General features: G+C 73.3%; 20 protein-coding genes and 1 pseudogene. 7 read left to right on the forward strand and 14 right to left on the reverse strand.

The features are described from left to right. Nucleotides 1–10 precede the first annotated feature (10 nt). Entirely contained in the window at nt 11–2,398 is a 2,388-nt protein-coding gene (locus tag BLA60_RS29995; RefSeq protein ID WP_075136389.1) for an NACHT domain-containing protein, read from the forward strand. Here the strand turns inward: BLA60_RS29995 and BLA60_RS30000 are convergent. The 7 genes from BLA60_RS30000 to BLA60_RS30025 form a co-directional block, all read right to left on the reverse strand. Beyond that, nucleotides 2,389–3,780 (reverse strand): sensor histidine kinase, encoded by a 1,392-nt coding sequence (locus tag BLA60_RS30000; RefSeq protein WP_211288897.1) that lies wholly within the window; start codon nt 3,778–3,780, stop codon nt 2,389–2,391. The two genes, BLA60_RS29995 and BLA60_RS30000, sit on opposite strands and share 10 nt — an antisense overlap. Continuing rightward, nucleotides 3,777–4,457, reverse strand: coding sequence for a response regulator transcription factor (locus BLA60_RS30005; RefSeq protein ID WP_075136390.1), 681 nt, complete (start codon nt 4,455–4,457; stop codon nt 3,777–3,779). The genes BLA60_RS30000 and BLA60_RS30005 overlap by 4 nt, the downstream gene beginning before the upstream one ends. Nucleotides 4,458–4,499: 42 nt before the next feature. Further along, the gene (locus tag BLA60_RS30010) at nt 4,500–5,255 is read right to left on the reverse strand and encodes an ABC transporter permease (protein ID WP_075136391.1); all 756 of its coding nucleotides are present in this window, start codon (nt 5,253–5,255) and stop codon (nt 4,500–4,502) included. Beyond that, the gene (locus tag BLA60_RS30015; RefSeq protein WP_075136473.1) at nt 5,252–6,175 is read right to left on the reverse strand and encodes an ABC transporter ATP-binding protein; all 924 of its coding nucleotides are present in this window, start codon (nt 6,173–6,175) and stop codon (nt 5,252–5,254) included. Before BLA60_RS30015 ends, BLA60_RS30010 begins: the two co-directional genes overlap by 4 nt. Nucleotides 6,176–6,274: 99 nt before the next feature. Further along, complete coding sequence (locus tag BLA60_RS46455; RefSeq protein WP_342744788.1) at nt 6,275–6,436, reverse strand: sensor histidine kinase; 162 nt, start codon at nt 6,434–6,436, stop codon at nt 6,275–6,277. Beyond that, nucleotides 6,437–7,339, reverse strand: a complete 903-nt coding sequence (locus BLA60_RS30020) for a sensor histidine kinase (protein ID WP_211288898.1) — start codon at nt 7,337–7,339, stop codon at nt 6,437–6,439. Beyond that, nucleotides 7,332–8,000: a response regulator transcription factor gene (locus BLA60_RS30025; RefSeq protein ID WP_075136392.1), complete on the reverse strand. Its 669-nt coding sequence runs from the start codon at nt 7,998–8,000 to the stop codon at nt 7,332–7,334. Before BLA60_RS30025 ends, BLA60_RS30020 begins: the two co-directional genes overlap by 8 nt. A gap of 115 nt (nt 8,001–8,115) precedes the next feature. Here BLA60_RS30025 and BLA60_RS30030 point away from each other — a divergent pair, with 115 nt between their 5' ends. The 3 genes from BLA60_RS30030 to BLA60_RS30040 are packed head-to-tail and all read left to right on the forward strand — an operon-like array spanning nt 8,116 to nt 11,005. Continuing rightward, nucleotides 8,116–9,039 carry an ATP-binding cassette domain-containing protein gene (locus tag BLA60_RS30030; protein ID WP_075136474.1) on the forward strand — a complete coding sequence of 308 codons (924 nt, stop codon included), beginning with the start codon at nt 8,116–8,118 and terminating at the stop codon, nt 9,037–9,039. Further along, a complete protein-coding gene (locus BLA60_RS30035; protein ID WP_075136393.1) occupies nt 9,036–10,424 on the forward strand; it encodes an ABC transporter permease subunit in 1,389 nt (462 codons plus the stop codon). The genes BLA60_RS30030 and BLA60_RS30035 overlap by 4 nt, the downstream gene beginning before the upstream one ends. Then, a complete protein-coding gene (locus tag BLA60_RS30040; protein WP_075136394.1) occupies nt 10,421–11,005 on the forward strand; it encodes a hypothetical protein in 585 nt (194 codons plus the stop codon). Before BLA60_RS30035 ends, BLA60_RS30040 begins: the two co-directional genes overlap by 4 nt. A gap of 98 nt (nt 11,006–11,103) precedes the next feature. Here BLA60_RS30040 and BLA60_RS30045 read toward each other — a convergent pair whose 3' ends face one another. Beyond that, on the reverse strand, nt 11,104–11,928 hold the full coding sequence (locus BLA60_RS30045; RefSeq protein ID WP_075136395.1) for a DUF72 domain-containing protein: 825 nt from the start codon (nt 11,926–11,928) through the stop codon (nt 11,104–11,106). A 125-nt stretch (nt 11,929–12,053) separates the two neighbouring features. Between BLA60_RS30045 and BLA60_RS30050 the strand changes: the two genes are divergently transcribed. Continuing rightward, the gene (locus BLA60_RS30050) at nt 12,054–12,344 is read left to right on the forward strand and encodes a hypothetical protein (protein WP_075136396.1); all 291 of its coding nucleotides are present in this window, start codon (nt 12,054–12,056) and stop codon (nt 12,342–12,344) included. Nucleotides 12,345–12,388: 44 nt separating this feature from the next. On the opposite strand, the gene BLA60_RS30055 is transcribed toward BLA60_RS30050, so the two are convergent. Then, nucleotides 12,389–14,578, reverse strand: coding sequence for an alpha-L-fucosidase (locus BLA60_RS30055; protein ID WP_075136397.1), 2,190 nt, complete (start codon nt 14,576–14,578; stop codon nt 12,389–12,391). A 191-nt stretch (nt 14,579–14,769) separates the two neighbouring features. Here BLA60_RS30055 and BLA60_RS30060 point away from each other — a divergent pair, with 191 nt between their 5' ends. Further along, the gene (locus tag BLA60_RS30060; RefSeq protein ID WP_154814718.1) at nt 14,770–15,300 is read left to right on the forward strand and encodes a cupin domain-containing protein; all 531 of its coding nucleotides are present in this window, start codon (nt 14,770–14,772) and stop codon (nt 15,298–15,300) included. Continuing rightward, a complete protein-coding gene (locus BLA60_RS30065; RefSeq protein WP_075136398.1) occupies nt 15,293–16,063 on the forward strand; it encodes an SDR family NAD(P)-dependent oxidoreductase in 771 nt (256 codons plus the stop codon). Before BLA60_RS30060 ends, BLA60_RS30065 begins: the two co-directional genes overlap by 8 nt. Nucleotides 16,064–16,096: 33 nt before the next feature. Here BLA60_RS30065 and BLA60_RS45790 read toward each other — a convergent pair. From BLA60_RS45790 to BLA60_RS30090, 5 genes and pseudogenes are all read right to left on the reverse strand, one after another. Then, nucleotides 16,097–17,185 (reverse strand): annotated as a pseudogene (locus tag BLA60_RS45790) (SGNH/GDSL hydrolase family protein); the annotation flags it as partial. After that, nucleotides 17,182–17,928, reverse strand: a complete 747-nt coding sequence (locus tag BLA60_RS30075; RefSeq protein ID WP_075136400.1) for an SDR family NAD(P)-dependent oxidoreductase — start codon at nt 17,926–17,928, stop codon at nt 17,182–17,184. The gene BLA60_RS30075 and the pseudogene BLA60_RS45790, both read right to left, overlap by 4 nt. Further along, nucleotides 17,925–18,824, reverse strand: a complete 900-nt coding sequence (locus tag BLA60_RS30080; protein ID WP_075136401.1) for a dihydrodipicolinate synthase family protein — start codon at nt 18,822–18,824, stop codon at nt 17,925–17,927. Before BLA60_RS30080 ends, BLA60_RS30075 begins: the two co-directional genes overlap by 4 nt. A 1-nt stretch (nt 18,825) precedes the next feature. Beyond that, complete coding sequence (locus tag BLA60_RS30085; protein ID WP_075136402.1) at nt 18,826–19,971, reverse strand: mandelate racemase/muconate lactonizing enzyme family protein; 1,146 nt, start codon at nt 19,969–19,971, stop codon at nt 18,826–18,828. Further along, nucleotides 19,968–23,159, reverse strand: a complete 3,192-nt coding sequence (locus BLA60_RS30090; RefSeq protein WP_154814719.1) for a hypothetical protein — start codon at nt 23,157–23,159, stop codon at nt 19,968–19,970. The genes BLA60_RS30085 and BLA60_RS30090 overlap by 4 nt, the downstream gene beginning before the upstream one ends. Nucleotides 23,160–23,185 lie beyond the last annotated feature (26 nt).

Below are 23,185 nucleotides of genomic sequence, written 5' to 3' on the forward strand. Positions count from 1 at the left end.
TACTGGAACCGTGAGCGAGCCGCCCTCGGACCGGGACGGCGTCAACAACACCGTCACCTTCTCGTTGCCGCCGCCGGACGCCGACAGCGCGCCGCAGCGGCTGGCCAGGGCCACCGACGAGCGACTGACACGCGAGGCCACCGACCAGGGACTGTTCCGGCCCACGCCGCTGCCGGTGCACTGGCGGGACGGACCCGCGGACCTGGCCGACCACCACGAGAACATCCAGGGCCAGGTCTCCGGTAACGACCCGGCCCACCTCGCCGCAGCCTTCCGGCGACTGCCCCGGCCGCGTCTGGTCGTGCTCGGCCCGGCCGGCGCCGGCAAGACCACGTTCGCGACCCTGCTGACCCTGCGGCTGATCCAGGAACGGCGAACGGGCGACCCGGTCCCCGTCGTGGTGGGGCTGGCCGGGTGGGACCCGACCCGCCAGCGCCTGCCCGAGTGGATCACCACGCGCCTGACCGCCCAGCATCCCGCGCTGGCCGACGAACTCCCGGAGTTGGTCTCCCAACGGCGGGTGCTGCCCGTGCTCGACGGCCTGGACGAGGTGGACCGGCGGTGGCAGGCCCAGGCCCTGGAGGAGATCAACGGCACGCTGGGACCCGACGCCCAGCTGATCCTGACCTGCCGCACCGTCGACTATGCCGAGGCGGTGCGGCAGGCCGGCCCCATCGGGTCGGCCGCCGTGATCGAGGCCGATCCCCTGTCGTCCGACACGGTCGCCGCGTACCTGTGGCGGACCGTGAAACCGCAACGCCTGCCCGCCTGGACACCGGTGCTCGACCGGCTCGCCGCCGACCTGGACGGTCCGCTGGCGCGCGCCCTGTCCACTCCCTGGGCCGTGTGGCTGGCCCGAACCGTGCACGACCGGCCCGACACCGACCCGGCAGACCTGATCGCCCTCGCCGACACCGGCCCGGCCGACCGTGTCACCGAGGCTCTGGTCGCCGGGCTGATCCCCGCCGTGTACCGCGACCGTCCCGGCGACCGTCCCCGGTGGCGCCCCGACCAGGCCCGGCGCTGGCTGACGTTACTCGCCACCCGCGTCTGTGGCGCGAGCACCCCGGAGATCAACTGGCGGGAGGTCGACCGGCGCGTCGCGGTCTGGCCGGTGCTGTGGCTGATCGCCCTGCAACTGCCCGTTGCCGTGGGCCTGTCGCTGTGGACCGGCGAGCCGTCGCCGGTGGCGACGATCTCGCGGGCCATGGCGACGGCGCTGGCCTTCCTGTCCGTGTGGGGCCTGGCGAACTACCTGTTCCTGCTGCTGGTCGGGGTCGCGCACGTCTCCTGGACCGCCACCGGCGCGAGCCTGCGAGACCGTGCCCGCGCGGCCGGCCGGTGGGCGCGGACCACCGGGGGCCGGCGGACGGCCACCGCCTGGGGGGTGCTCGCCCTGACCGTGCTGGTCGTCGTCGGACTGACCGCCCCGTCGGCACTGCCCGCCGTGGCGGTGTGCCTCGTCGCGTTGCCCGCCACAGCCGTGCTCCACGCGCGGGCCGACTCGGGCGTGACCAGCCCCCGCGTGCTGATGCGCCACGAGCGTCAGGTGTTCCTGGTCCGCGCGCTCGTGGTGGATTCGGCCGTCCTCGCGGTCCTGTTCCTCCCGGTCGCGGCGCGCGTCCTGGACCACCTGCCCCGGGCCACCGTGGCCGTCGTCGTCGCCACCACCGTCGTCGAGGGCGTGTTCCTGTCCTCCCCGTGGGGCCGCTGGACACTGCTGCGGACCATCCTCGCGATGACCGGCCGGTTGCCCTGGCGAACCCTGCGGTTCCTCGACGGAGCCCGCGACCGGGGACTGCTGCGTCAGGACGGCGGGGTGTACCAGTTCCGCCACACCACCCTGCTGCGCCACCTCGCCCCGCCCCACCCCACCGGTTCGCGGTACCTGCTGGAGACGGCGAGGGTCGACCGGGACAGGGTGGTCGCCGACCTCGCACACGTCGTGCTCGGCGCGACGATGCTGCTGGGCGGGGCGATACTCCTGCTGCCCGCCCTGCTCACCGGCTGGGTGCCGCTGTACATCGTGGGCGGGGCACTGGCGGGCCTCTCCCTGCTCGTCCACCTCCCCGTCGTGGTGGTTCTCCGGATCAGACGCGGACCATCGAACCCGGCGACGGACCGGCGCCTGCGGATCGGCCCCGCCGGGATCGAACGCTTCGACGAACCACCGTTGTCGCTGTCCTGGGACGACATCGAGCGCGTCACGGTGCACCGGACCCCGGACCTCGACCACACCTACGCGCTGTACGTGACCCGCGCCCGGGACGGGGAACGGATCTTCCTGTACGACCTGGGACCGAGCCCCGTCCCCCCGAGAAAGGTCGACGGCGCCCTCGTCCGGTTCGCCGGCCCCACCTGGGTCCCGTGGAAGTCCGAGCGCTGGACTCACCCCTGAGCGTCGAGCACCACCCGGAACGTCGCGCCCTCGCCCGGCGCCGTCACCAGCTCGACCGTGCCGCCGTGCGCGGTCACCAGCGACCACACGATCGCCAGACCCAGACCGGCGCCGCCACCGTGGTCGCGGGCACGGCTGGTGTCGGCGCGGTAGAACCGGTCGAACACCTGACGCGCCTGGTCGGGCGGCAGACCGGGACCCGAGTCGGCGATCTCCAGGATCGCGGCGCCGCCGGCCTTCCCGACCCCGATCCGCAACGGCGAACCGGCCGGGGTGTGCGCGACCGCGTTGCCGACCAGGTTCGACACCACCTGACGCAGCCGCGCCTCGTCACCCTCGACCGGGGCGGGCCCGGGCTCCCCGCCGCCCGGGCCGGTCAGGGTCACCTCGCGGGACGGGTCCAGGGCGCGGGCGTCGTGCAGGGCGTCGGCGGCCAACGTGCGCAGGTCCATCGGGGCGCGGCGCAGGACCAGGCCGTGGTCGTCGACCTGGGCCAGCAGCAACAGGTCGTCGACCAGGTCATTGAGCCGGCGGGACTCCCGCTCGATGCGGTCCATGGTCGCCTCGATCTCCGCGCCGCCCATCCGGTACAGCTGGGTGAACCCGCTGATCCCGGCCAGCGGCGTGCGCAGCTCGTGGCTGGCGTCGGCGACGAACCGGCGCAGCCGCTCCTCCGAACGGGCCCGCGCCGCGACGGCCGACTCGATCTGCGCGAGCATCCCGTTGAGCGCCGCGGTCAACCGGCCGACCTCCGTGGCCGGTGACCCCGCCGCCGGCACCCGTCGCGACAGGTCACCGCCGGCGATCGCCGCGGCGGTCTCCTCGATGCGCCGCAACGGGGTCAGGCCCGCCCGCACCCACACCCAGCCGACCCCGGCCAGGACCACCAGCAGCCCGCCGCCGACCAGCACACCCAGCAGCAGCACCCGGTTCACCGTGTCGTCCACCTGGGACAACGCGCCGGCCACCACCACACTGCCCTCACCCGAGCGGCGCGGCAGCGCCAACACCCGCCACCCCGGCACCTCGAACGACCGGCCGTCCAGCGCGGCGACCCCCGCACTGTCCAAATCGGGCAGTGCGGGGGCCCGCTCGCCGTGCAGGGACAGGGAAACCCGCCCCGACGGGGTGAGATAGGCGAGATAGATGTCGCCGGCCGGCGCCACCCCCCGGCTGGGCGGGGCGGTGGCGCCCACCCGCTCGACCAACGACTCCGGCACCGCCGCGAGCACGTTCGCGGCCAACGCCACCTGCGTGTCCACCCGCTCCACCAGCGGCCCGCGCAACGCGACCAGCATCACCGCGTCGCTCACCGCCAGACCCGCCACGAGCAGCGTCATCGCGATCGCCAGCACACGGGAACGCAGCGACAGCCGCCTCACCGCGGCCCCCGCAGCACGTACCCGACACCCCGCACGGTGTGGATCAGCCGAGGCTCCCGGTTGTCCACCTTGCGCCGCAGGTAGCTGATGTAGGACTCGACGATGCTCGCGTCACCGCCGAAGTCGTAACGCCACACGTGGTGCAGGATCCGGGCGCGCTCCAGCACCCGGTCGGGGTTCTCCATGAGGAACCGCAACAGCGTGAACTCGGTGGGGGACAACGACACCGGCTCCCCGCCCCGGGTCACCAGCCGCGCCACCGGATCCAGCTCAAGGTCACCGACGACCAGCACCTCCCGCGCCGAACGCGTGGTGCGGCGCAGGATCGCCCGGATCCGGGCGATCAGCTCCTCCAACCGGAACGGCTTGGTCACGTAGTCGTCGCCGCCCCCGGTGAGCCCCGCGACCTTGTCCTCGCCGGTGTCCCGCGCCGTCAGGAACAGCACCGGCACGTCCCGGCCCGGCGAGTCCCCGGCGCGCAGCCGCGCCAGCACGTCGAACCCGTCGATGTCGGGCAGCATCACGTCCAGGACGATCAGGTCCGGCCGGCGGGTCGCGGCCAGCAGCACCGCCTCGGTGCCGCTCGCGGTGGTGGACACCGCGAACCCGGCGAACCGCAGGCTCGCCGCCAGCAGCTCCCGCAACGTCGGGTCGTCCTCCACCACGAGCAGGTTCATGTCCGCCGACTCTGCCAGGACCCCACGACGCCCGCAGCCACGTCAGGTGTCCCGCACGCGCAGCAGCGTGTACCCGGCGACCCCGACGACCGCGCCGAACGCACACAGGATCGCGAACCCCGCCCACGGCGTCAGCACACCGGCCGGTGTCAGCACGTGGGTGATGCGCTCGCCCGCCGCCGTCGGCCAGTACCGCTCCATCCACTCCGCCCACGACTCGGGCAGCGCCCGGGACACCGCCCGCACCAGCAACGTGATCCCGACCAGCGTGCCGATCGCCCCGGCCGTCGAGCGCAGCGCGGTCGCCAACCCCAACCCGATCAGCCCCAGCACCGCCAGGTACAGCCCGCAGCCGAGCACCGCCCGCACCACCCCGGGCTCGCCGATCGACGCGTGCGGCACGCCCGCCGCCGCGATCAACGCCTGCCCGCCGAAGAACGACACGAAGCCGATGACCTGCCCGATCACCAGAGCGACCACCGCGAACACGCCCGCCTTCGCCGCGAGCAGCCGCCCCCGCCGGGGCACCGCGACCACCGACGGCTGGATCTGCCCGGTCGCGTACTCGCCGCTCATCGCCAGCACCCCCAGCACACCGATCGCCAGCTGCCCGACGAACAGGCTGGTGAGGCTGACCGCCGTCGGATCCCAGTCCTCGGTGTCCGGCGTGTACTGGCGGGCCTGCCCGCTGGCGGCCAGCAACCCGACCCCGACCGCGGCCAGCACGGTCACCGTGGCCGTGATCCAGGTGGACCGCAGCCCACGGAACTTGGTCCATTCGGAACGGAGCAGGTTCACGCGCCCACCCCGTACTCCACCCCGTACTCAACGGCATCGCCCGTGAGGGCCATGAACACGTCCTCCAGCGAACGCCGCCGCGCGGACAGCTCCTCCAGCGCGATGCCCTCGCCGGCGGCGAGCTTGCCGACGTCGCCGGCGGTCAGCCCCCGCACGAGCAGCCCGTCGTCGTGGGCAGAAAGCTCGGCGCCGGTGCGGCGCAACACCCGCGCGAGGCGGTCCTGCTCGCCGGCCCGCACCAGGACCGCCTCGTCGCCGTGCTCACGCAGGAACTCGTCGATACCGGTGTCGGCGATGAGCCGCCCCCGGCCGATCACCAGCAGATGGTGGGCGGTCAACGCCATCTCGCTCATCAGATGGCTGGACACCAGCACCGTGCGGCCCTCGGCCGCGAGACCCCGCATGAAGGTGCGCACCCAGCGGATGCCCTCCGGATCCAGCCCGTTCACCGGCTCGTCGAACATCAGCACCGGCGGGTCACCCAGCAACGCGCCCGCGATCCCGAGCCGCTGCGCCATCCCGAGGGAGAACGTGCCGACCCGCCGGCCGGCCACGTTTGCCAGCCCGACCAGACCGAGCACCTCCTCGACCCGGCCGCGTCCCAGACCCGCGGTCTGCGCGAGCGCGAGCAGATGGCTCACGGCCGTGCGCCCGGGGTGGACGGCGTGCGCGTCGAGCAGCGCGCCGACCGTGTGCAGCGGGCGCGGCAGGTCCGGATACCGCCGCCCGCACACCGTGACCGTCCCGGCGGTGGGGGCGTCGAGCCCCAACACCAGGCGCATGGTGGTGGACTTGCCGGCCCCGTTCGGCCCGAGGAAACCCGTGACCCGGCCGGGCTCGACGGTGAACGTCAGCCCGTCGACGGCGAGCCGGTCGCCGTAGCGTTTGGTGAGGCCGGTGGCCTCGATCGTGTCGCTCATGCCGCCCAGGCTGGCCACCGCGGATGACGGTTCCCTGGACGTGACGGCCCGTACCCGCGCGAACGGTGCCGATCTCCCAGGAAACTCCCAGCAACCGTGTCAGGACGGGAACTTCACGGTCACCGACAGTCCACCGCCGGGCCGCGCGAACACCGTGAGCGTGGCGCGGTGGGCCGTGGCGACGGCGTCCACGATCGCCAGGCCCAGCCCGTAGCCGTCGCCGCGCCGGCCGGTCTGGAACGGCCGACGCAGGCGCGGCAGCTACTCGGGCGGGACGACCGGACCGCTGTTGGCGACCGTGACCGCCCGGCCCCGCGTGGTGATCTCCACCTGCCCGCCCGGATGGTTGTGGCGCAACGCGTTGTCGACCAGGTTCGCGACGAGGCTCTCGACCAGACCCACGTCCCCGGCCACCGACGACGGCGTGAGCCGCTCGACGACCTCGATACCGCGCCCGACCGCGACCTCGCGGCGCGCGGCGAGCACCCCGGCGGCCAGACCGGCCAGGTCCAGGGGCTCCCGGCGGGCCACGCCGCGTTCGCTGGTCGCCAGCGCCAGCAGCCCGCTCACCAGCCGCTCCTGGTGCCCACCGAGGTCCAGGGCCTGCTCACACGCCGCGCGCAGCGTGGTGGCGTCGGCGTCGGGGTCGGTGAGGGCGACCTCCAGCAGGGTCCGCTGGCCGGCGAGCGGGGTGCGCAGCTCGTGGGAGGCGTTGGCCACGAAGTGCCGTTGGGCGTCGAAGGACGTCTCCAGGCGGGCGAACAGGTCGTCGAGGATGTGGCCCAGCTCGGTCAGCTCGTCGGCCGGCGCCCCGAGATCCAGCCGCCGGTGCAGGTTCCCGGCCGAGATGGCCCTGGCCGTGGCGGTCATCGCCCGCAGCGGGCGCAGAAACCGGCCGGCCACCACCCACCCCACCGCCGCCGACAGCGGGACGAGCACGACCAGCGCCACGACCGCGCCGGCCAGCAGCGCCCGCGGGCCGATCCCGTCGCCGTTGCCGGTCAACGCGGGCGTGGCCGCACTGTGCGCCGGAACGGTCGACCGCAGACCGGCGAGCGGGACGGTGACCACCGCCAGCACCACGACCCCCACCCCGAACACCGCCGAGGCGTAGAACAGGGTCAGCCGCGCCTGGAGGGACCGCCGGGGCAGCGCGTCAGCCATCGGGCGGCCCGATCCGGTAGCCGCCCTCGCGGATCGTGACGATCACCGGCGGGTCGCCGAGCTTGGCCCGCAGCCGGTGCATGGTGTGCTTGACCGCCGAGGTGAACGGGTCGGCCGCCTCGTCCCAGACCCGCTCCAGCAGCTCCTCGGCCGACAGGACCACCCCCGGCGCCGCGAGCAGACATTCGAGCAGCGCGAACTCCTTGGGGCTCAGGTCCAGGCGCCGCCCGGCCCGCGTGGCGCCGCGGCGCGCCGGATCGAGCGTGATGTCGCCGCAGGACAGGGTGGGCGGCAGCGGCGCGGCCGCCCGGCGGGCCAACGCCCGGACCCGCGCGATCAGCTCGGCGAACGCGAACGGCTTGGGCAGGTAGTCGTCGGCGCCGAGGCCGAGCCCCTCGACCCGGTCCTCGACCGTGCCGGCGGCGGTCAGCATCAGCACCCGGGTGCCGCGCTGGTCGGCGGTGATCCGCCGGCACACGTCGTCGCCGTGCACACCCGGCAGGTCCCGGTCGAGAACCACCACGTCGTAGCGGGTCAACGCCAGCCGGTCGAGCGCCGAGGCACCGTCCAGCACGACGTCCACGGCCATCCCCTCCCGCCGCAGACCGGTGCCGATGGAGCGGGCCAGCACCTCGAAGTCCTCGGCCACCAGGACCCTCACCTCGGCTCACCGCCCGTTCCGCGCCTCACCGCCCCCACGATGCCAGTCGGCGGGTCGCGGCCAGGTCGCAACCGACGAGACCGGGCCGGAACCCGCCCCTGGCTACAACAACCGCATGACACCACCCACCGGGATCGCCGTCACCGGGCTGCGCAAGCGGTACGGATCCACCCAGGCCCTCGACGGCATGACCTTCACCGTGCGGCCCGGCCTGGTCACCGGCTTCGTCGGCCCCAACGGCACCGGGAAGTCCACCACGATGCGGGTGATCCTCGGCCTGGACGCCGTCGACGCCGGAACCGCGCTGGTCAACGGAAAGCCCTACCGCGAGCTGCGCCGCCCACTGACCCACGTCGGCTCGCTGCTGGACGCCACCGCCCCGCACCCCTCCCGCAGCGCCCGCAACCACCTGCTGTGGCTCGCGCACTCCCAGGGCCTGCCGGCGCGACGCGTCGACCAGGTGATCGACCAGGTCGGTCTGGGTGCCGCCGCCCGGCGCGCGGCCGGCGGCTTCTCGCTGGGCATGCGCCAGCGGCTCGGGATCGCCGCCGCCCTGCTCGGCGACCCGCCGGCCGTCCTGCTCGACGAACCGTTCAACGGCATGGACCCCGACGGCATCATCTGGATGCGCGGCCTGCTGCGCTCACTGGCCGCCCGCGGTCGCGCCGTCCTGGTCTCCAGCCACCTGATGGGCGAACTGCAGGACACCGCCGACCATCTCGTCGTGGCCGGCCGGGGCCGGGTCGTGGCCGACACGCGCGTCGCCGACCTGATCGCCGCCGTGGCCGGGCGCCGGGTTTCGCTACGCACCACCGACCGGCCGTCCGCGACCGCGGCCCTCACCCGCGCCGGCGCCACCGTGACCGCCACCGGCCAGGACACCGCCACCGTCGCCGGCCTGCCGCCCGACCAGGTCGTGCGGCTGCTCACCGGCGCCGGGATCCCGTTCGCCGAGGTCACCGCGCACCGCGCCACCCTGGAGGACGCCTACCTGGAACTCACCCGCGACGCGGTCCAGTACCGCACCCCGACGCCGTGACACCGCACGCCGAGTGGACCAAGCTGCGCACCGTCCGCGCCTGGGTCGCCGGCCTGCTCGCCTCGGCCCTGATGGTGGTGGCGGTCGCGGTGCTCACCGGCATCAGCACCGACCAGCGAAACGCCCCGCCCGTGCCGGTCGGCCCGGAAGGCGGGCCGGTCACCGACAGCTTCTACCTCGTGCACCGCTCCCTGCCCGGGAACGGCACCATCTCCGCGTCGGTCATCGCCCCCGACGGCGCGCCGTGGGCCAAGGCCGGACTGATCGTCAAGGACGGCACCCGCCCCGGCTCGCGCTACGCCGCGATCATGCTGACCGGCGACCACGGCGTCCGACTGCAACACGACTTCGTCCACGACGTGCCGGCCGCCCCGGCCCGCTGGCTGCGCCTGGACCGCGACGGCGACACCGTCACCGGCGCCACCTCCGCCGACGGCACCCACTGGACGACCGTCGGCACCGCCCAGGTGCCCGGCCGCGACGCGCGCGTCGGCCTGTTCGTCGCCTCCCCCCAGGTCGTGCGGGGGAGAGGCACCGTTCCTAGCGCGTCCACCGCCGTCTTCGACGACGTCCGTGTCCCGCCCGGGCACTGGACCGGTGAACAGATCGGCGCCGGAACCGCCACGTTCGGTGGCTACCCGCGCGGCACGATCGGGTCGTTCACCGAGACCGCCGGCCGCCTCACCGTGACCGGCGCCGGTGACCTGGCCCCCGCCGTCCGCGACGGCCTCGGCAGCGGCGGCACCCTCCGCGAGATCCTCACCGGCACGTTCGCCGCCCTGGTCGCCGTCATCGTCCTGGCCTCCCAGTTCGTCTCCACCGAGTACCGCGACGACCTGATGCGCGTCACCCTGACCGCGACCCCACGCCGAGGTCGGGTGCTCGCGGCCAAGGCCGTGGTGCTGGGGGCGGTCACGTTCGTCGCCGGCCTGGCCGGGTCGGCCGTCGCGGTCCCCCTGGGTTCGACGCTGGCCAGGGCCAGCGGCGTGTACGTGTTTCCCGTGTCGCCGTGGACCCAGCTGCGGGTGGAACTCGGCACCGCCGCCCTGCTCGCCACCACCGCGATCCTGGCCGTGGCCGTCGCCACCGTGTTCCGGCGCGGCGCCGTCACCACGGTCCTCACGCTCGTCGTCCTGCCCTACCTGCTGGTCGCCCAACTCCCGTTCCTGCCGCCCGACGCCGCCCACTGGCTGACGACCGTGACCCCGGCCGCGGCCTTCGCCGTCCAGCAGACGCTGGTGCCCTACCACCAGGTCAGCGGCGTGTACACGCCCTACAACGACTACTACCCGCTGCCACCGTGGGCCGGCCTGGCCGTCCTCGCGGCCTACACCGCGGTGGCCCTGGCCGTCGCCGCCGCCGTGCTCCGCCGGAGAGACGCGTGAGGCCGGCGCTACACGCGGAGTGGACGAAGATCCGCACCGTCGCCGCCCCGTGGTGGCTGCTGCTCGCCGCCCTCGCCGTCATCACGGCCGGGCGCCTCACCGGCCACTCCCTCACCGGCGCCGCGCTCAGCCAGGCCCCCCTGGCGATCCTGGCCGTCCGGACCATCACCGACGAGTACCGCGCGGGCCTGATCCTTACGACCTTCACCGCGACACCGCGCCGTGGCAGGGTTCTCGCCGCCAAGGCCACGGTCGTCGCCGGCCTGGTCGCCGCGACCGGAGCGCTCGGCGTGTTCCCGGCGGCCCCACACCTCACCCTGACAGCGTTGCTGGGCCTGGGAATCGCCGCCGTCGTGCGCGACCCCGCGACCAGCATCGGCCTGCTCCTCGCCCTGCTCCACCTGATCCCCCTTCTCGCCCAGGCGATCGCCGACCCGTACTGGCACCAGCTCCTGCTGTCGACCACCCCCGGCCTCGGCCTCAACCCCGACACCCCTTGGGGCGGCCTGGGAACGACCGCCGCGTGGACCGCCGCCGCGCTGGGCGTCGCGACCGCGACCCTGCACCGTCGCGACGGCTGACCCGACCACGTTTCGGCCACGCTCCGGCCACGGTGAACCGGCACGGTGGTGGGCCCTTCGTCCGGCAAGACCCTCGGCCTGTCCACCCGGTGACCCGGTCAGAACAGGGTCGCCGGCTCGATCGGGTCCGGTTCGGGGAGGGCGGCGAGGTCGGGGACCAGCGCGCGGACGTCCTCGTGGAAGCGGTGGGTGAGGGCCGGCGCGTGGGTGTTGTCGGGGGTGTGGACGAACACCGTGGGGGAGCGGCCCTCCCGCACCCAGCCGGCGACCACACTCGTCCACGGGCGCCAGCCGGCGGCGGTGTCCTCGGCGGAGTCGCGGCCGAGGTAGCGGATGACCGGGTGGGCGGTGAGGGCGCGCGTGCGGCGCGGCAGCCGCGGTTTCTTGGCCCAGGCGTCGTGTTCGGCCTCGCTGGTGGGCGGCCGCTCGAAGAACGCCGTGGTGTCGAACGGGATCCACTCGGTGTCGTGGGCGGTGAGGGTCGACTCCAGGTGGGCGATCTCCCGGGGGGAGTGGAAGAAGTCCGGGTGGCGGACCTCGACGGCGCGGCGACGGTCGGCCGGTAGCCGGCGCAGGAACCGGGCGAGGGTGTCGACGTCGGTGGGGCCGAACGACGCCGGTAGCTGGGTCCAGAGGACCGCGCGGTCGCCGAGGGGGTCGATGGCGTCGAGGAACGCGCGCATCTCGACATCCACGCCGGTGATGCGGCGCTCGTGGGTGACGACCTTGGGCAGTTTCACCACGAAGCGGAAGTCCGGGTTCGTCTGCCGGGCCCAGGTTTCGACGGTGGCCCGGGTGGGCGTGGCGTAGAAGGTGGTGTTGCCCTCGACGGCGTTGCACCAGCTGGCGTAGGCGCGCAGGCGTTCTCCGGGCGGCAGTGACTTCGGGAGGAATCGGCCTGGCCACGACTTGTGCGTCCACATCGCGCAGCCGACATGCAGACGCGCCATCGACACAAACTACCCCTGGGCGCGTTTGACCCACACGACGACTGCGCGTAGTGTCCGAATCTTAACTGTTCGTATAGTATGTCCGAAAGGTCAACTTCATGGGTTTGTTCGACGCTGTCAGGGAGAAGGCTGCTGAGTTGCTGGGAGGGGCCGGTGAGCAGGTCACTGAGCTGACCGGTGCGGAAGTGCCGAACGCCGACACCGTGACCGGCGCCGTCGAGGGTGTCACCGGCGGCGTCACCGAGACCGTGGCCGGCGCGACCGACGCCGCCACCGGGCTGACCGACGCCGCCACCGGCGTCACCGAAGGGGTGACCGGTGCCGCCGAAGGGGCGGCCGACGGCGTGATCGGCGCGGCCGCGGAGACCGTCGAGCCCTACCGGCCGTGAGGAACGGCTCCGGCGTCCCGCGACGCCGGAGCCGCACAGTTCCCCTACCGGCCGCGGACCTGAACCTCGGCCAGCGACAACGGATCACTCGGCGACGCCAGCTGGATCCGCACGTACCGGCCCGTGCTACCCGGCGGCAGCTCCACCACCGACGGGCGCCCGGCCTGGCCGGACAGGTGCACCGCGCTCACACCCGGCGTGGCCTTCGCGTCCTCCAGCGAGTCGGCCGTGATGGGGCTGTCCGAGGTCAGCACCCAGTAGTCCGACAACCGCTCCGAACAGCAGTCCGTGCGGTTCCAGATGTCCACAGAGGCCAGATCATGGACCTCGCCGAGGTCCACCTGCCACCACGCCTGGTTCGACGGCTCGGCCGTGTGGGTCACCGAACCCGCACCGTGGTTGCCCTCGGTGTTCCCGTCGACCGCGCGGCTCGCCGGAGAGTCATACGCCGTCGACTGCTGGGTCGCCGGCTTGCCCCGCGACAGGTTCGGCGGCGCCACCTCGACCGGCACCGTCGTCGTGGTGCTCATCCGCCCCCACCGCACGGTCACGTCGATCTCGTAGGAACCCAGCTCGGCCCCCGCCGGCGGTGTCACCCGCAGCGGCAGCTCCTTGTCCGCGCCCGGAGCCAGCGGGTCGACCACCGTCGAACCGGGGCTGATCCGCCAGCCCTTCGGGCTCTCGACCGACAGCCGCGCCGCCGGCGCCCGCGAGCGGCCGGTGTTGGTCAGCGTCAGCGTGCCGTCCGTGGTCACCCCGGGGGCGACCTCGTCGGGCAGCTCCGCGCGCGAGCGCAGCACCTGGTGGACACCCGGCGTCGAGATCCGGAACACGTAGGCGTGCTCGCTGTCGGTCGCGTCCGCGCCCGCCTCGGGGGTGCTCACCACGACCCGGCCCTGCTCGTCGCGGTGCCAGGGCAGGCTCGCGCCGTCCGAACCGAGCAGCGTGACCTTCGTGCTGTGGTCCACCGGCAGGTCCGACCCCAGGGTCAGCTCCTCGCCGGGCCAGCTCAGCGCCGTGGCGTAGAGGGTGCCGTCCTTGACGGTGTACCGCACGTCGTCGGGGCCGCCGCGTTCCTCGGCGTGGTTGAAGTAGGTCGTGCCGTAGATCGCCTCGCCGTTGATGTCCAGCCACGACCCGATGTCCAGCAGCCGCTGGCGTTGCAGCTCCGGGATCGTCCCGTCGGCCTTCGGGCCGATGTTGAGCAGCAGGTTGCCGTTCTTGCTGACGATGTCCACCAGCGAGTCGACGAGCTGGTCGGAGGTCAGGTAGTCCTCCTCCGGCTCGTTGGCGTTGTAGCCGTAGGAGTGCGCGATGCCCCGGCTGGACTCCCACTTGTTGGGGTCGATGTCCGGCTTCACCGTGTACTCCGGGGTCTGGAAGTCCAGCTCGGTGCTGTCCAGCGCCCCGGTGTCGATCTTGCACCGGTTGGCGACCACGACGTCCTTGGGGGACGGGCGGTTCTTGGCCTGGTTGTAGTACTCGGCGACCAGCTCGTTCATCCGCCAGTACTCGGCCGGCTTGTCCCACTGCCCGTCACACCACAGGATGTCCGGGTCGTACTGGCCGATCAGCTCCCGCAGCTGCGGGAGCATGTAGTCGTCCACGTAGTCGTCGACCACCGGCGCGCCGACGTAGGGGATCTCCTCGCCGGTGTAGGCGTTGCGTGCGGGCACGCCGGTGTAGCTGGGGTTGAACCACTCGTAGAGCGAGTAGTAGAAGCCCGACCGCAGCTTGCCGTCCTCCTCGGCCGCGTCGAACAGTTCGCCGGCCAGGTCACGCTTGGGGCCGAGGTCGACGGTGTCGCGACCGGAGACCTGGCTGTCGAACAGCGACACGCCCTCGTGGTGCTTGGAGGTCAGCACGAAGTACTTCGCGCCGGCGTCGTTGAACAGCTTCACCCAGTCCTGGGCGTCGAACTTCTCGGCCTTCCACTGGTCGATGAAACTGTCGTAGGCCGCCTGCTCGCCGTAGGTCTCGCGGTGGTGGCCGTTGGTCGGCCAGCCCTGCTGGTTCTGGTAGTACCAGTACCACTCGGCATAGCTGCCGCGCGGCCCCCACGCGGGCACCGAGTAGGCACCCCAGTGGATGAAGATGCCGAACTTGTCGTCGTTGAACCAGCTGGGGGTGGGGTGGCTGTTGAGCGACTCGAGCGTCGGCTCGTAGTCCGGGACGGTGGACGGTGGTGGATGGGCGGCCGCGGGCGGGGCGAGCGCGACACTGGTCGCGAGCACCGCTGTCAGAGCGGTCGCTTTTCGAGCGCGTCGGCCGATAGATCTGATGACTAAGCCGACATCGCGCGCAAAGGTGGTGGCAACGCTGCGCATCCGGTCCTCCTGTGACGGAAGTGATCGGATGAAAACGTAGCTCAGGGCCTGGGGTCCTCACAAGGACACCGGGCCCGCGGTGATGACAGGATCGACCCGTGCCCCCCGAACAGCTCAGTGACGAGATCGCCGCGCTCGCCGCCCGCCACGGGCTCGAACCGTTGCCCGTGGAGGGCGGGCTGTTCCGCCGCACCTGGGCCGGCCCGGCCGACGCCACCGGCCGGCCAGCCGGCTCGGCGATCACCCTGCTGCTGGCCAACGAGGCCGACCTGTTCTCCGCGATGCACCGGCTGCCCATCGACGAGATCTGGCACTTCTACCGGGGCGACCCGGTCGAGGTGCTGCTGCTCGGCCCCGACGGCCAGGACCGCGTCGAGACCCTCGGACCAGGGCCCGGCCAGCACGTCCAACTCACCGCGCCCGCCGGAACCTGGATGGGCGCCCAGGTCGTCGCCGGCGGACGCTGGGCACTGTGCGGCACCACGATGGCCCCCGGTTTCGTCGACGCCGACTACGAGGGCGGCGACGCCGACCAGCTGTGCGCCGCCTACCCGAGGGTCGCCGACCGGATCCGCGCGCTGTGCCGCCCACACGCCCCGCTGCGCCTGACAGGGACCACCGATGCCTGACCCCGCCCTGCCCGACCTGACCGGCACCGCGACCCTCGTGACCGGGGCCAGCGGCGGCATCGGCGCCGGCATCGCGCTGCGCTTCGCCCAGGCGGGCAGCGCCGTCGCCGTGCACTACCACCGTGACCGTGACCGCGCCCAAAGCGTGGTCCGCCGGATCGAGGACCTCGGCGCCACCGCGACCGCGCTGACCGCCGACCTCACCGACGAGCACGCCTGCGCCGACCTCGTGCGGGCCGCCGCCGACTGGGCCGGCCGGCTCGACACCCTGGTCAACTGTGCCGGCATCCAACCCGTACGGCCGCTGCCGGAGCTGTCCGCCGCCGACTGGCGCGCCATGCTCGACACCACCCTCACCAGCGCACACCTGTGCACCCAGGCCGCCGCGCGGATCATGACCGGCCACGGCGGCTCGATCGTGCACATCGCCTCCATCGAGGCCCTGCAGCCCGCGCCCGGCCACGCCCACTACAGCAGCGCCAAGGCCGGGCTCGTCATGCACGCCAGGGCCGCCGCCCTCGAATACGGTCGGCACGGCATCCGGGTCAACGCCGTCTCACCCGGGCTGATCGACCGACCCGGTCTGGAAACCGACTGGCCGGCCGGCGTCGACCGCTGGCGGACCGCCGCGCCGCTGACCCGGCTGGGCACCCCCGCCGACGTCGCCAACGCCTGCGTGTTCCTGGCCTCCCCGCTCGCCACCTGGATCACCGGCCACAACCTCGTCGTCGACGGCGGCGTCAGCGCCCACCCCACCTGGTGAGCCCGCCAACACGGCCAGATCGACCGCCTCGGCCATCGCGCGGTACCCGGCGTCGCCCGGATGCAGGTGGTCACCGGAGTCGTAGCGCGGGCGCATCCTGCCCGCTGCGGCGGGATCCCTGAGCGCCGCGTCGAAGTCGACGACCGCGTCGAACGCGCCGCCGTGGCGGACGAACTCGTTCACCGCCAGGCGCACCCCCTCGAGTTCGGCCGTGTGGTTCTCCGCGCCCCCGCAGGGAACCAGGGTGCCGCCCACGACGACCAGGCCACGTGCCCGCACCCGGGCCGCCACCTGACCCAGCGCGGCGACGACCGGCGCCGGGTCACGGTGACGCGGCTCGCCGATGATGTCGTTGATGCCCAGCAGGACCACCACCGCACGCACGCCGGGCGCCGACAGCACGTCTTGGTCCAACCGCGACAACGCGTTCGGGCTGGTGACGCTGGTGAGCAGCCGGTTGCCGCTGATCCCGGCGTTGAGCACCCCCAGGCGTGTCGGGCCCGGTTCGGCGATCAGCCGGCGCGCCAGGTGGTCCGGCCAGCGACGGTGGGCGTCCGGGGTGGAACAGGTGCCTTCGGTGATCGAGTCACCGAAGGCCACCACCGCGCCGACGGCCTCGCCCAGCACGTCGACGCCGCACACGTGCGGCCAGGACGCGATCGTCGCGGTGAACACCGCGCCGGACTCGTCGGCCGTGTGGTCGCCGGCACCGGACAGGAAGCTGGTCTGGTGAGCGTGCTCGTGGTGGGTGACCGGCCCGGTCCACTCCCCGGTGAAGACGCTGACCAGCAGATCACCCCCGTCGGGCACGGCCAGCGCCACCGGATCCGACCACACCTGGCCGCCGGCCGGGACGACGACCGGCGGCGAACCGCCGAAGGTGAGCGCGCGGACCGTGCCGGCCACCGCAGCCGCGGTGCCCGGCACGCCGAGAGCCACGGTGACCGACGCCAGCCGCAGCGGCCCGGTGCCCAGGGCGTTGGTCAGTCGCACCCGCACCGCCCGGCCACCGACGCTGGCGCGCACCGCACACCGCACCGTCCGGCCCGCGTACCCGGGGTCGGTGCCCGACGCCGACGCGGCCCAGGTACCGACCCACCCCGCCCGTCCGCCCGGACTCATTCCCGCTGGTCCCCGGCATCGTCCAGCCACCGACGCCGCAGGTCCGGGCGCAGCCACGCCGCCGGCGAACTGATCGACAGGCCGCCGTCGACCGGCACCACCGCGCCGGTCACGAAACCGGCCTGCGGCGAGGCGAGGAAGCCGACCGCCTCGGCGACGTCGCGCGGCGTACCCGTGCGGCGCAACGGATACCCCTCGGCCACCGCCGGCAGGTCGGGGTTGCCGATCATGCCGGGAGCGACCGCGTTCACCCGGATCCCCGCCGGCCCGTACTCCAGCGCGAGCTGGCGCGTCAGGCCCTCCAGCCCGGCCTTCGCCGCCGCGTACGCCGGAAGGCCCGGCGCCGCCAGCGAGGCGTTCACCGAACTCACCGACACGATCGCCCCTCCCCGGCCCAGGACACCCAACGCGGCCCGGCACACGTAGAACGCCCCGTCCAGTGTCGCGCCCAACGCCGCGCGCCACTGCTCGTCGGTGGTCCGCCGAGCGGACGCGACCGGCATGATCGCCGCCGCGCACACCACGACCTCCAACCCGCCGAGCTCCGCGGCCGCCGCGCGGACGGTGGCCGCCGCGACCGCCGGATCGGCACAGTCACCCGCGACCATCCGCACGTAGCCGGGATCGGTACCGGCCTCCAGCGACACACCGAACACCCGGTCGCCGCGATCGGTGAACCACCGGCCGATCGCCCGCCCGATGTCCGACGACGCACCGACCACCAGCACCCCCCGACCCGTCATCGGCCCACACCCAGCTCCAGGTCGTCGAGGATCGTGTCCAGCGACGCGCGCGCCTGGTCGTCCAGGTCACTGGCCGGCCGCCGCACACACGCCGTGGCGATCAGGCCCCGCCGCACCAGCACCTCCTTGTGTACCGCCCAGGCCGCGCCCGGTTGGAGACCGAACACGATGAGCGGCAGCAGCCGGGTGAACTCCGCGCGGGCCTTCGCCTGCTCGCCGTTCTCCCACGCGGCGAGCACCGGACCCAACAGGTCGGGGAACTCGCAGGCCGGCATGGTGCCCACCGCGCCCCGCGCGTACTCGTCCAGCACGAACTGGGCGTTCTGGCCGCCGAACACCGCGACCCCGTCGGGCAGCGCGGCCCGCAGACCGGACACCTTCAACGCCGTCGGCGGCGCCTCGACCTTCACCGACGTCACCCCCGACAGTGCGCTGATCTGCGCGACCAGCGGGACCGGCATCGCCACCCCGGTCACACCGGGAGCGTCCTGCACCATCACCTCGGCGTCGGTCGCGGCCGCCACCTCACCGAAGAAGTCCACGAGCTGCGCGGGGCTCGGCCGGACCATGAACGGCGGCAACACCATCAACGTCGTCGCGCCGCCGTCGGCGGCCTCGCGCGCCTGCTCCAGGGCGGTCACGGTGGAGGTGGCGTTCACCCCGGCGACCACCGGCACGGCACCGGACACCACCTCGACGACCGTCGCCAGGATCCGACGCCGCTCCTGCGCGGTCAGCGCGAACCCCTCGCTGGCCATCCCGAACACCGCCGTCCCGGACACACCGCTGGTGAGCTGGAACTCGGTCAGGCGGCGCAGACTCGGCAGATCCAGCTCGCCGTTCGCGGTGAACGGCGTCGCCAGGATCGGCACAAGCCCGCGGAGCTGTTGGGACACGTCAGGACTCCTTCACGAGGTGGTGGACGGACTCGCCGGCGACGGTGATGCCCAGCCCGATCCCGGTCGGCACCGAAACCGCCGCGGGATCGACGGGCAACGGCTCGGTGAGCACCCGGGCGCCCACCTCCACCGACGTCGGCTGGAACTCGAACGTGAGCAGCCCTTCCACCGCAGCACTCGCCACCACGCCGGCGGCCAGCGCCACCCCGAACCCGACCGAGTGGTGCGGTGCCACGGGCACGTGACGGGCCGCGCACAGCTCGCTGATGGCGAGCAGCTCGGTGATCCCCGTGCGGGCCACGTCCGGCTGCGCGATCCGCAACGCTCCCGCGTCGAGCCACTGCGCGAACTCGAACCGGTTGCGCAGCGTCTCACCGACCGCGATCGGCACCGCCGAGCGGGCCACCAGCTCGGCGTGGCCCCGGATGTCCTCGGGAGCCAGCGGGGCCTCAAGGAACCACACGTCCCGCCGCGCCAACTCCTCGGCCAGGCGCAACGCGTCGGTGACGGTGTAGGCCCAGTGCGCGTCGACGGCGACCCGCAGCCCGGGAGCCGCCGCGCGCACGGCGTCCACGGTGGCCAGGTCGGCGGCGATGCCGTGCCCCAGGTGCAGCTTCACCGCGGTGGCGCCCCGGTCGGCCCAGCGCGCGGCGAGTTCGGCGCGCTCGGCGTCGTTCGGTTTGGGCAGCCCGGACACGTAGACCGGGACGCTGTCGCGGAACGCGCCGCCCAGCAACGTCGTGACCGCGACCCCCGCGCACCGCGCGGCGAGGTCCCACACAGCGATGTCCACCGCGGCGATCGCGTCGGCCTGGTGGCCGGTCAGATGCCCGCGCTCGCGCATCAGCTCCTGCAGGGCACGCACGAGCGGGCGCGGGCGGGTGGCGTCCGCGCCCAGCAGGACCGGCGCGAGTAGCCGGTCCACCACGGCGGCCGGCACCTCCGGGCCCACCGGTGCCAGCGCCTCACCCCACCCCTCGGTGCCGTCGGCGGTGACCAGCCGCACCAGCAGGGTCTCGTACCGGTCGGAGTAGAGACTGCGCCACGGCGGCCGGACGTGGTAGCCGGACTCCGGTGTTCCGCCCAGGTACGCCTCGCGGGCGCGGACCTTCACCGGGAACGTCTCGACGCGTTCGATGATCATGCGGGCACCCGCAGTTCGACGACGTCGGTGGCCGTCCCGTCGGCCTCGACGATCTGGTAGCGCAACGACTGTCCGGCCACCGGGACGGTCCACTCGGCGGGGCTGACGTCCTTGAGCTCCTCGCACCAGGCGCCCCCGTCGACCGAGTACCGCAGCAGCGCCGGCACGGCACGGGTCGACTGCACGTAGGCGTCGGCGCCGGCGCCGTCGGGCCGCGACAGCAGCAGACCCCGGTCCCCGCCGTCGAAGTGGTAGCTCTCCCCGGTGTCCTCGACCGGTGGGGCGTCGAGGTGGGTCGGCACCCTCGGCAGCCGCAGGCCGGTGACCACCAGGCCGACAACACCGTGCCCGGGAACCTCCACGGTCACCTCCGGCGCCGTGACCGGTACCGCGCGGCGGACCTCGCCGGTGATCAGCTCCACGCCCACCGCGCCGTCGACGGGAAGATCGACGCGCACCGCGACCCGCTGCGGGTCCGCCGAGGAGTTGGCCAGGCTCAGACAGAGCCGGTCACCGCTGATCCCGGCGATCCAGTCCACCAGCGGGTTGTCCAGGAAGACCACGTCACGCGGCAGCCACGGCCACACGCCGTGCTCACCGTGGAAACGGCCGGGCCGGTGCCCGTACACACGGAACCGGAACCAGACGAAGTTCTCCTCGAACGCCGCGGGGAAGCTGACCGCGCCGTCGGAGCGGGTCTCGTGCTCGGCGAACAGGTAGTCGATCGCCATGCCGAGCTGGGCCGGGGCGTGGTGGTGGTAGATGGTCGTGTTGTCGAAGGGCCCGGTGAACGGGAAGTCCGGCTTCATGTGGTGCACGGTGTGCTGGCGGAAGTAGTAGCCGGGGTAGTTGGTGAACCGGCCGACCACCGCGTTGTGGGCGATGTCGCGCAGCAGGTCGTCACCGGCGCGATGAGCCAGCCGCAGCAGGTGGGCGGCCCAGGCCGGGTTCAGGTTCGGCCCGCTGTACCGGTAGGTCTGCAACGCCTCGAAGCCAAGGCCGGTGATCGACAGCAGCCAGGCGTCGACCTCCTCGGGGTCGATGTCGGTGCGCGGATAGTCGAACAGCGCCGCCGGGTCCCACCACCGGCTCAGCTCGATCTGCCGGTCGTGGAAGACCTCCTGGTCCGGGACGGTGACCCGGCCCTCGTGCACCGGCCGCACGAACAGCTGGGTCACGAACCGGCGTGCCTCGGTGAGCGCGGCGTCCAGGTACCGCCGCTCACCGGTCTGCTCGGCCAACTCGAACAGGCCCACCCAGTCCGCGCAGTAGTAGATGGCGAAGTCGTGGGCGTCGAGCGGCTCGGTCGCCGGTGTGTCGACGACGGCGGCCACGTAGTCGTCGGCCAGTTCCCGCGCCCGGTCCAGATGGGCCACGTCACCGGTCAGCCGGTAGGCGGCCAGCGGCACGCACATCGGGGCGCGGCGCAGCCAGTAGTCGTGGTCCGCGCCGATGTCGCGCATCGCCAGCGCGCCGATCGCCGGACTGCGGCCGCGGGTCATGGTGTGCAACGCGCCGAGGGCGGTCACCCCGAACGGGGTGGCGCCGAGCTGGTGTTTGCTCGTGTCGGCGTACACGTCGTAGCCCTGCTTGGGTGTCCAGCCGTACGCGTTGCGGGACAGGTGGAACTCCATCGTCGGCCGGGCCCGCCGGTGGTAGAGGTCCAGGTCCGCGGTGAGGTAGGCCGCGGAGAGCAGCACCGAGGTGGTGGTGGTCCGCACCGCCTGGTCGTTCTCGATGTCGATGAACCCCTTCGCCCGGCTCCACCACCCCGACGGCGAACCCCGGTACTCGACCGAGTCGTCGGCCCCGGACTCGCTGCCCAGCAGATCCACCAGGTTGTGCACGGTGTCGGTGAGCGAGGCGCCGAAGACGTTGTGCCGGTAGGCGCGGTAGTCGTACTCGCCGACCAGCAGCTCGCGGTAGGTGTCGTACAGCGGGGCGGCCACGGCCACGCAGCCGACCTCGAACCGCGCGGTCTGGCCCGCGGCCAGCGCCGCGCGTCGCCCGTAGTGCGGCAGGAACACCGTCGGGCGCACCCCGCCGGGCCCGCGCAGCGTCATGCCGAAGGGCTGGTCGTCGGGGTCCTTGTGGACCTCGTCGGCGAGCGTCAGTTCCTCGGCCGGCACGAACAACCCGGTGGTCACTCCCGCCGACTCGACCAGGCACAGTGGCGCGGTCAGCTCACTCGCGCCCACCGCCTCGGGACCGCCGACGATCCGGGCATGGCGCAGGGAGCCGCACAGCACCTCGGCGATCGCGGTGTTGTTGGCGATCCCGGCGAAGGCGTGGTAGGCCACGACGTGGTGACCGTCGGCCAGCGGAGTGATCGCGACCGTCGCCCGCGGGTGCGTCGCGGCCAGCGACCAGGTGAGGGTGACCTGTTCGTACCCGGCGGGGTGGGCGCGCAGCAGGGCCGTCCGGTCGTCGATCCGCTCCAGCTCGGTGAACCGCAGCCGTTGCCCCGACAGCGATCCGTGCGGGTCCGCGCGGTCACCGTGGTCGCCGGTGAGCACGAACCACTCGCCGAGCCCGTCCAGCTCGTCGTTCACCGCGACCCACCGCTCACCGTCGCGGATGGACAGCGCCGCGGTGATGGTCTCGCCGTCGGGCCGGCGCGCGGTGCCGAAGTCCACGCGGTAGCGCTCGTTGGCGATGTGCGGGCCCGGCGCGTGGCCCAGCGGGCGTCCCTGGTCGCCCGGGTGCGCCGGGGTGACCGAGGGCAGCGGGTCGTCGTGCAGCCGCACCACCTCGACCGCCTCGACGGTGGCGCTGGTGTTGTGGGCGGTGAACCCGATCGCGTCGTGGCGCAGCCGGTGCACGTCGTTGACGGCGCCGACCGCGGTGCCGTCGACCAGGACGCCGATCCGCGCGCCGTCCACCACCAGCCGCAGGTCCACCGGCACGTCGAAGCTGTACCCGAACACCATGTCCAGCAGGGTTCGTGCCTGCCCGTCGGCCCGCCGCGACAGCGACAGGTAGCGCACGCCGTTGAGTTCGCGCAGTCGTAGGGCGTAACAGGTGTCGTGGTCCTCGGCGTCGAACAGCACGTCGACCCAACAGTCGAGGGATCCGCTCGGCGGGGCCGCGACGGTGAGCCGCGCCCGCAACTCGTAGCCGCTCCACAGCGGTCGGGCGACAAGGTCCCGCGTGTCCTGGCTGATCCGCGATGGCGCTAAGTCAGTCACAGGGTGGAACTTAGCATTCATTCATT

The sequence above is a fragment of the Actinophytocola xinjiangensis genome (assembly GCF_001921215.1).
GTDB lineage: Bacteria > Actinomycetota > Actinomycetes > Mycobacteriales > Pseudonocardiaceae > Actinophytocola > Actinophytocola xinjiangensis.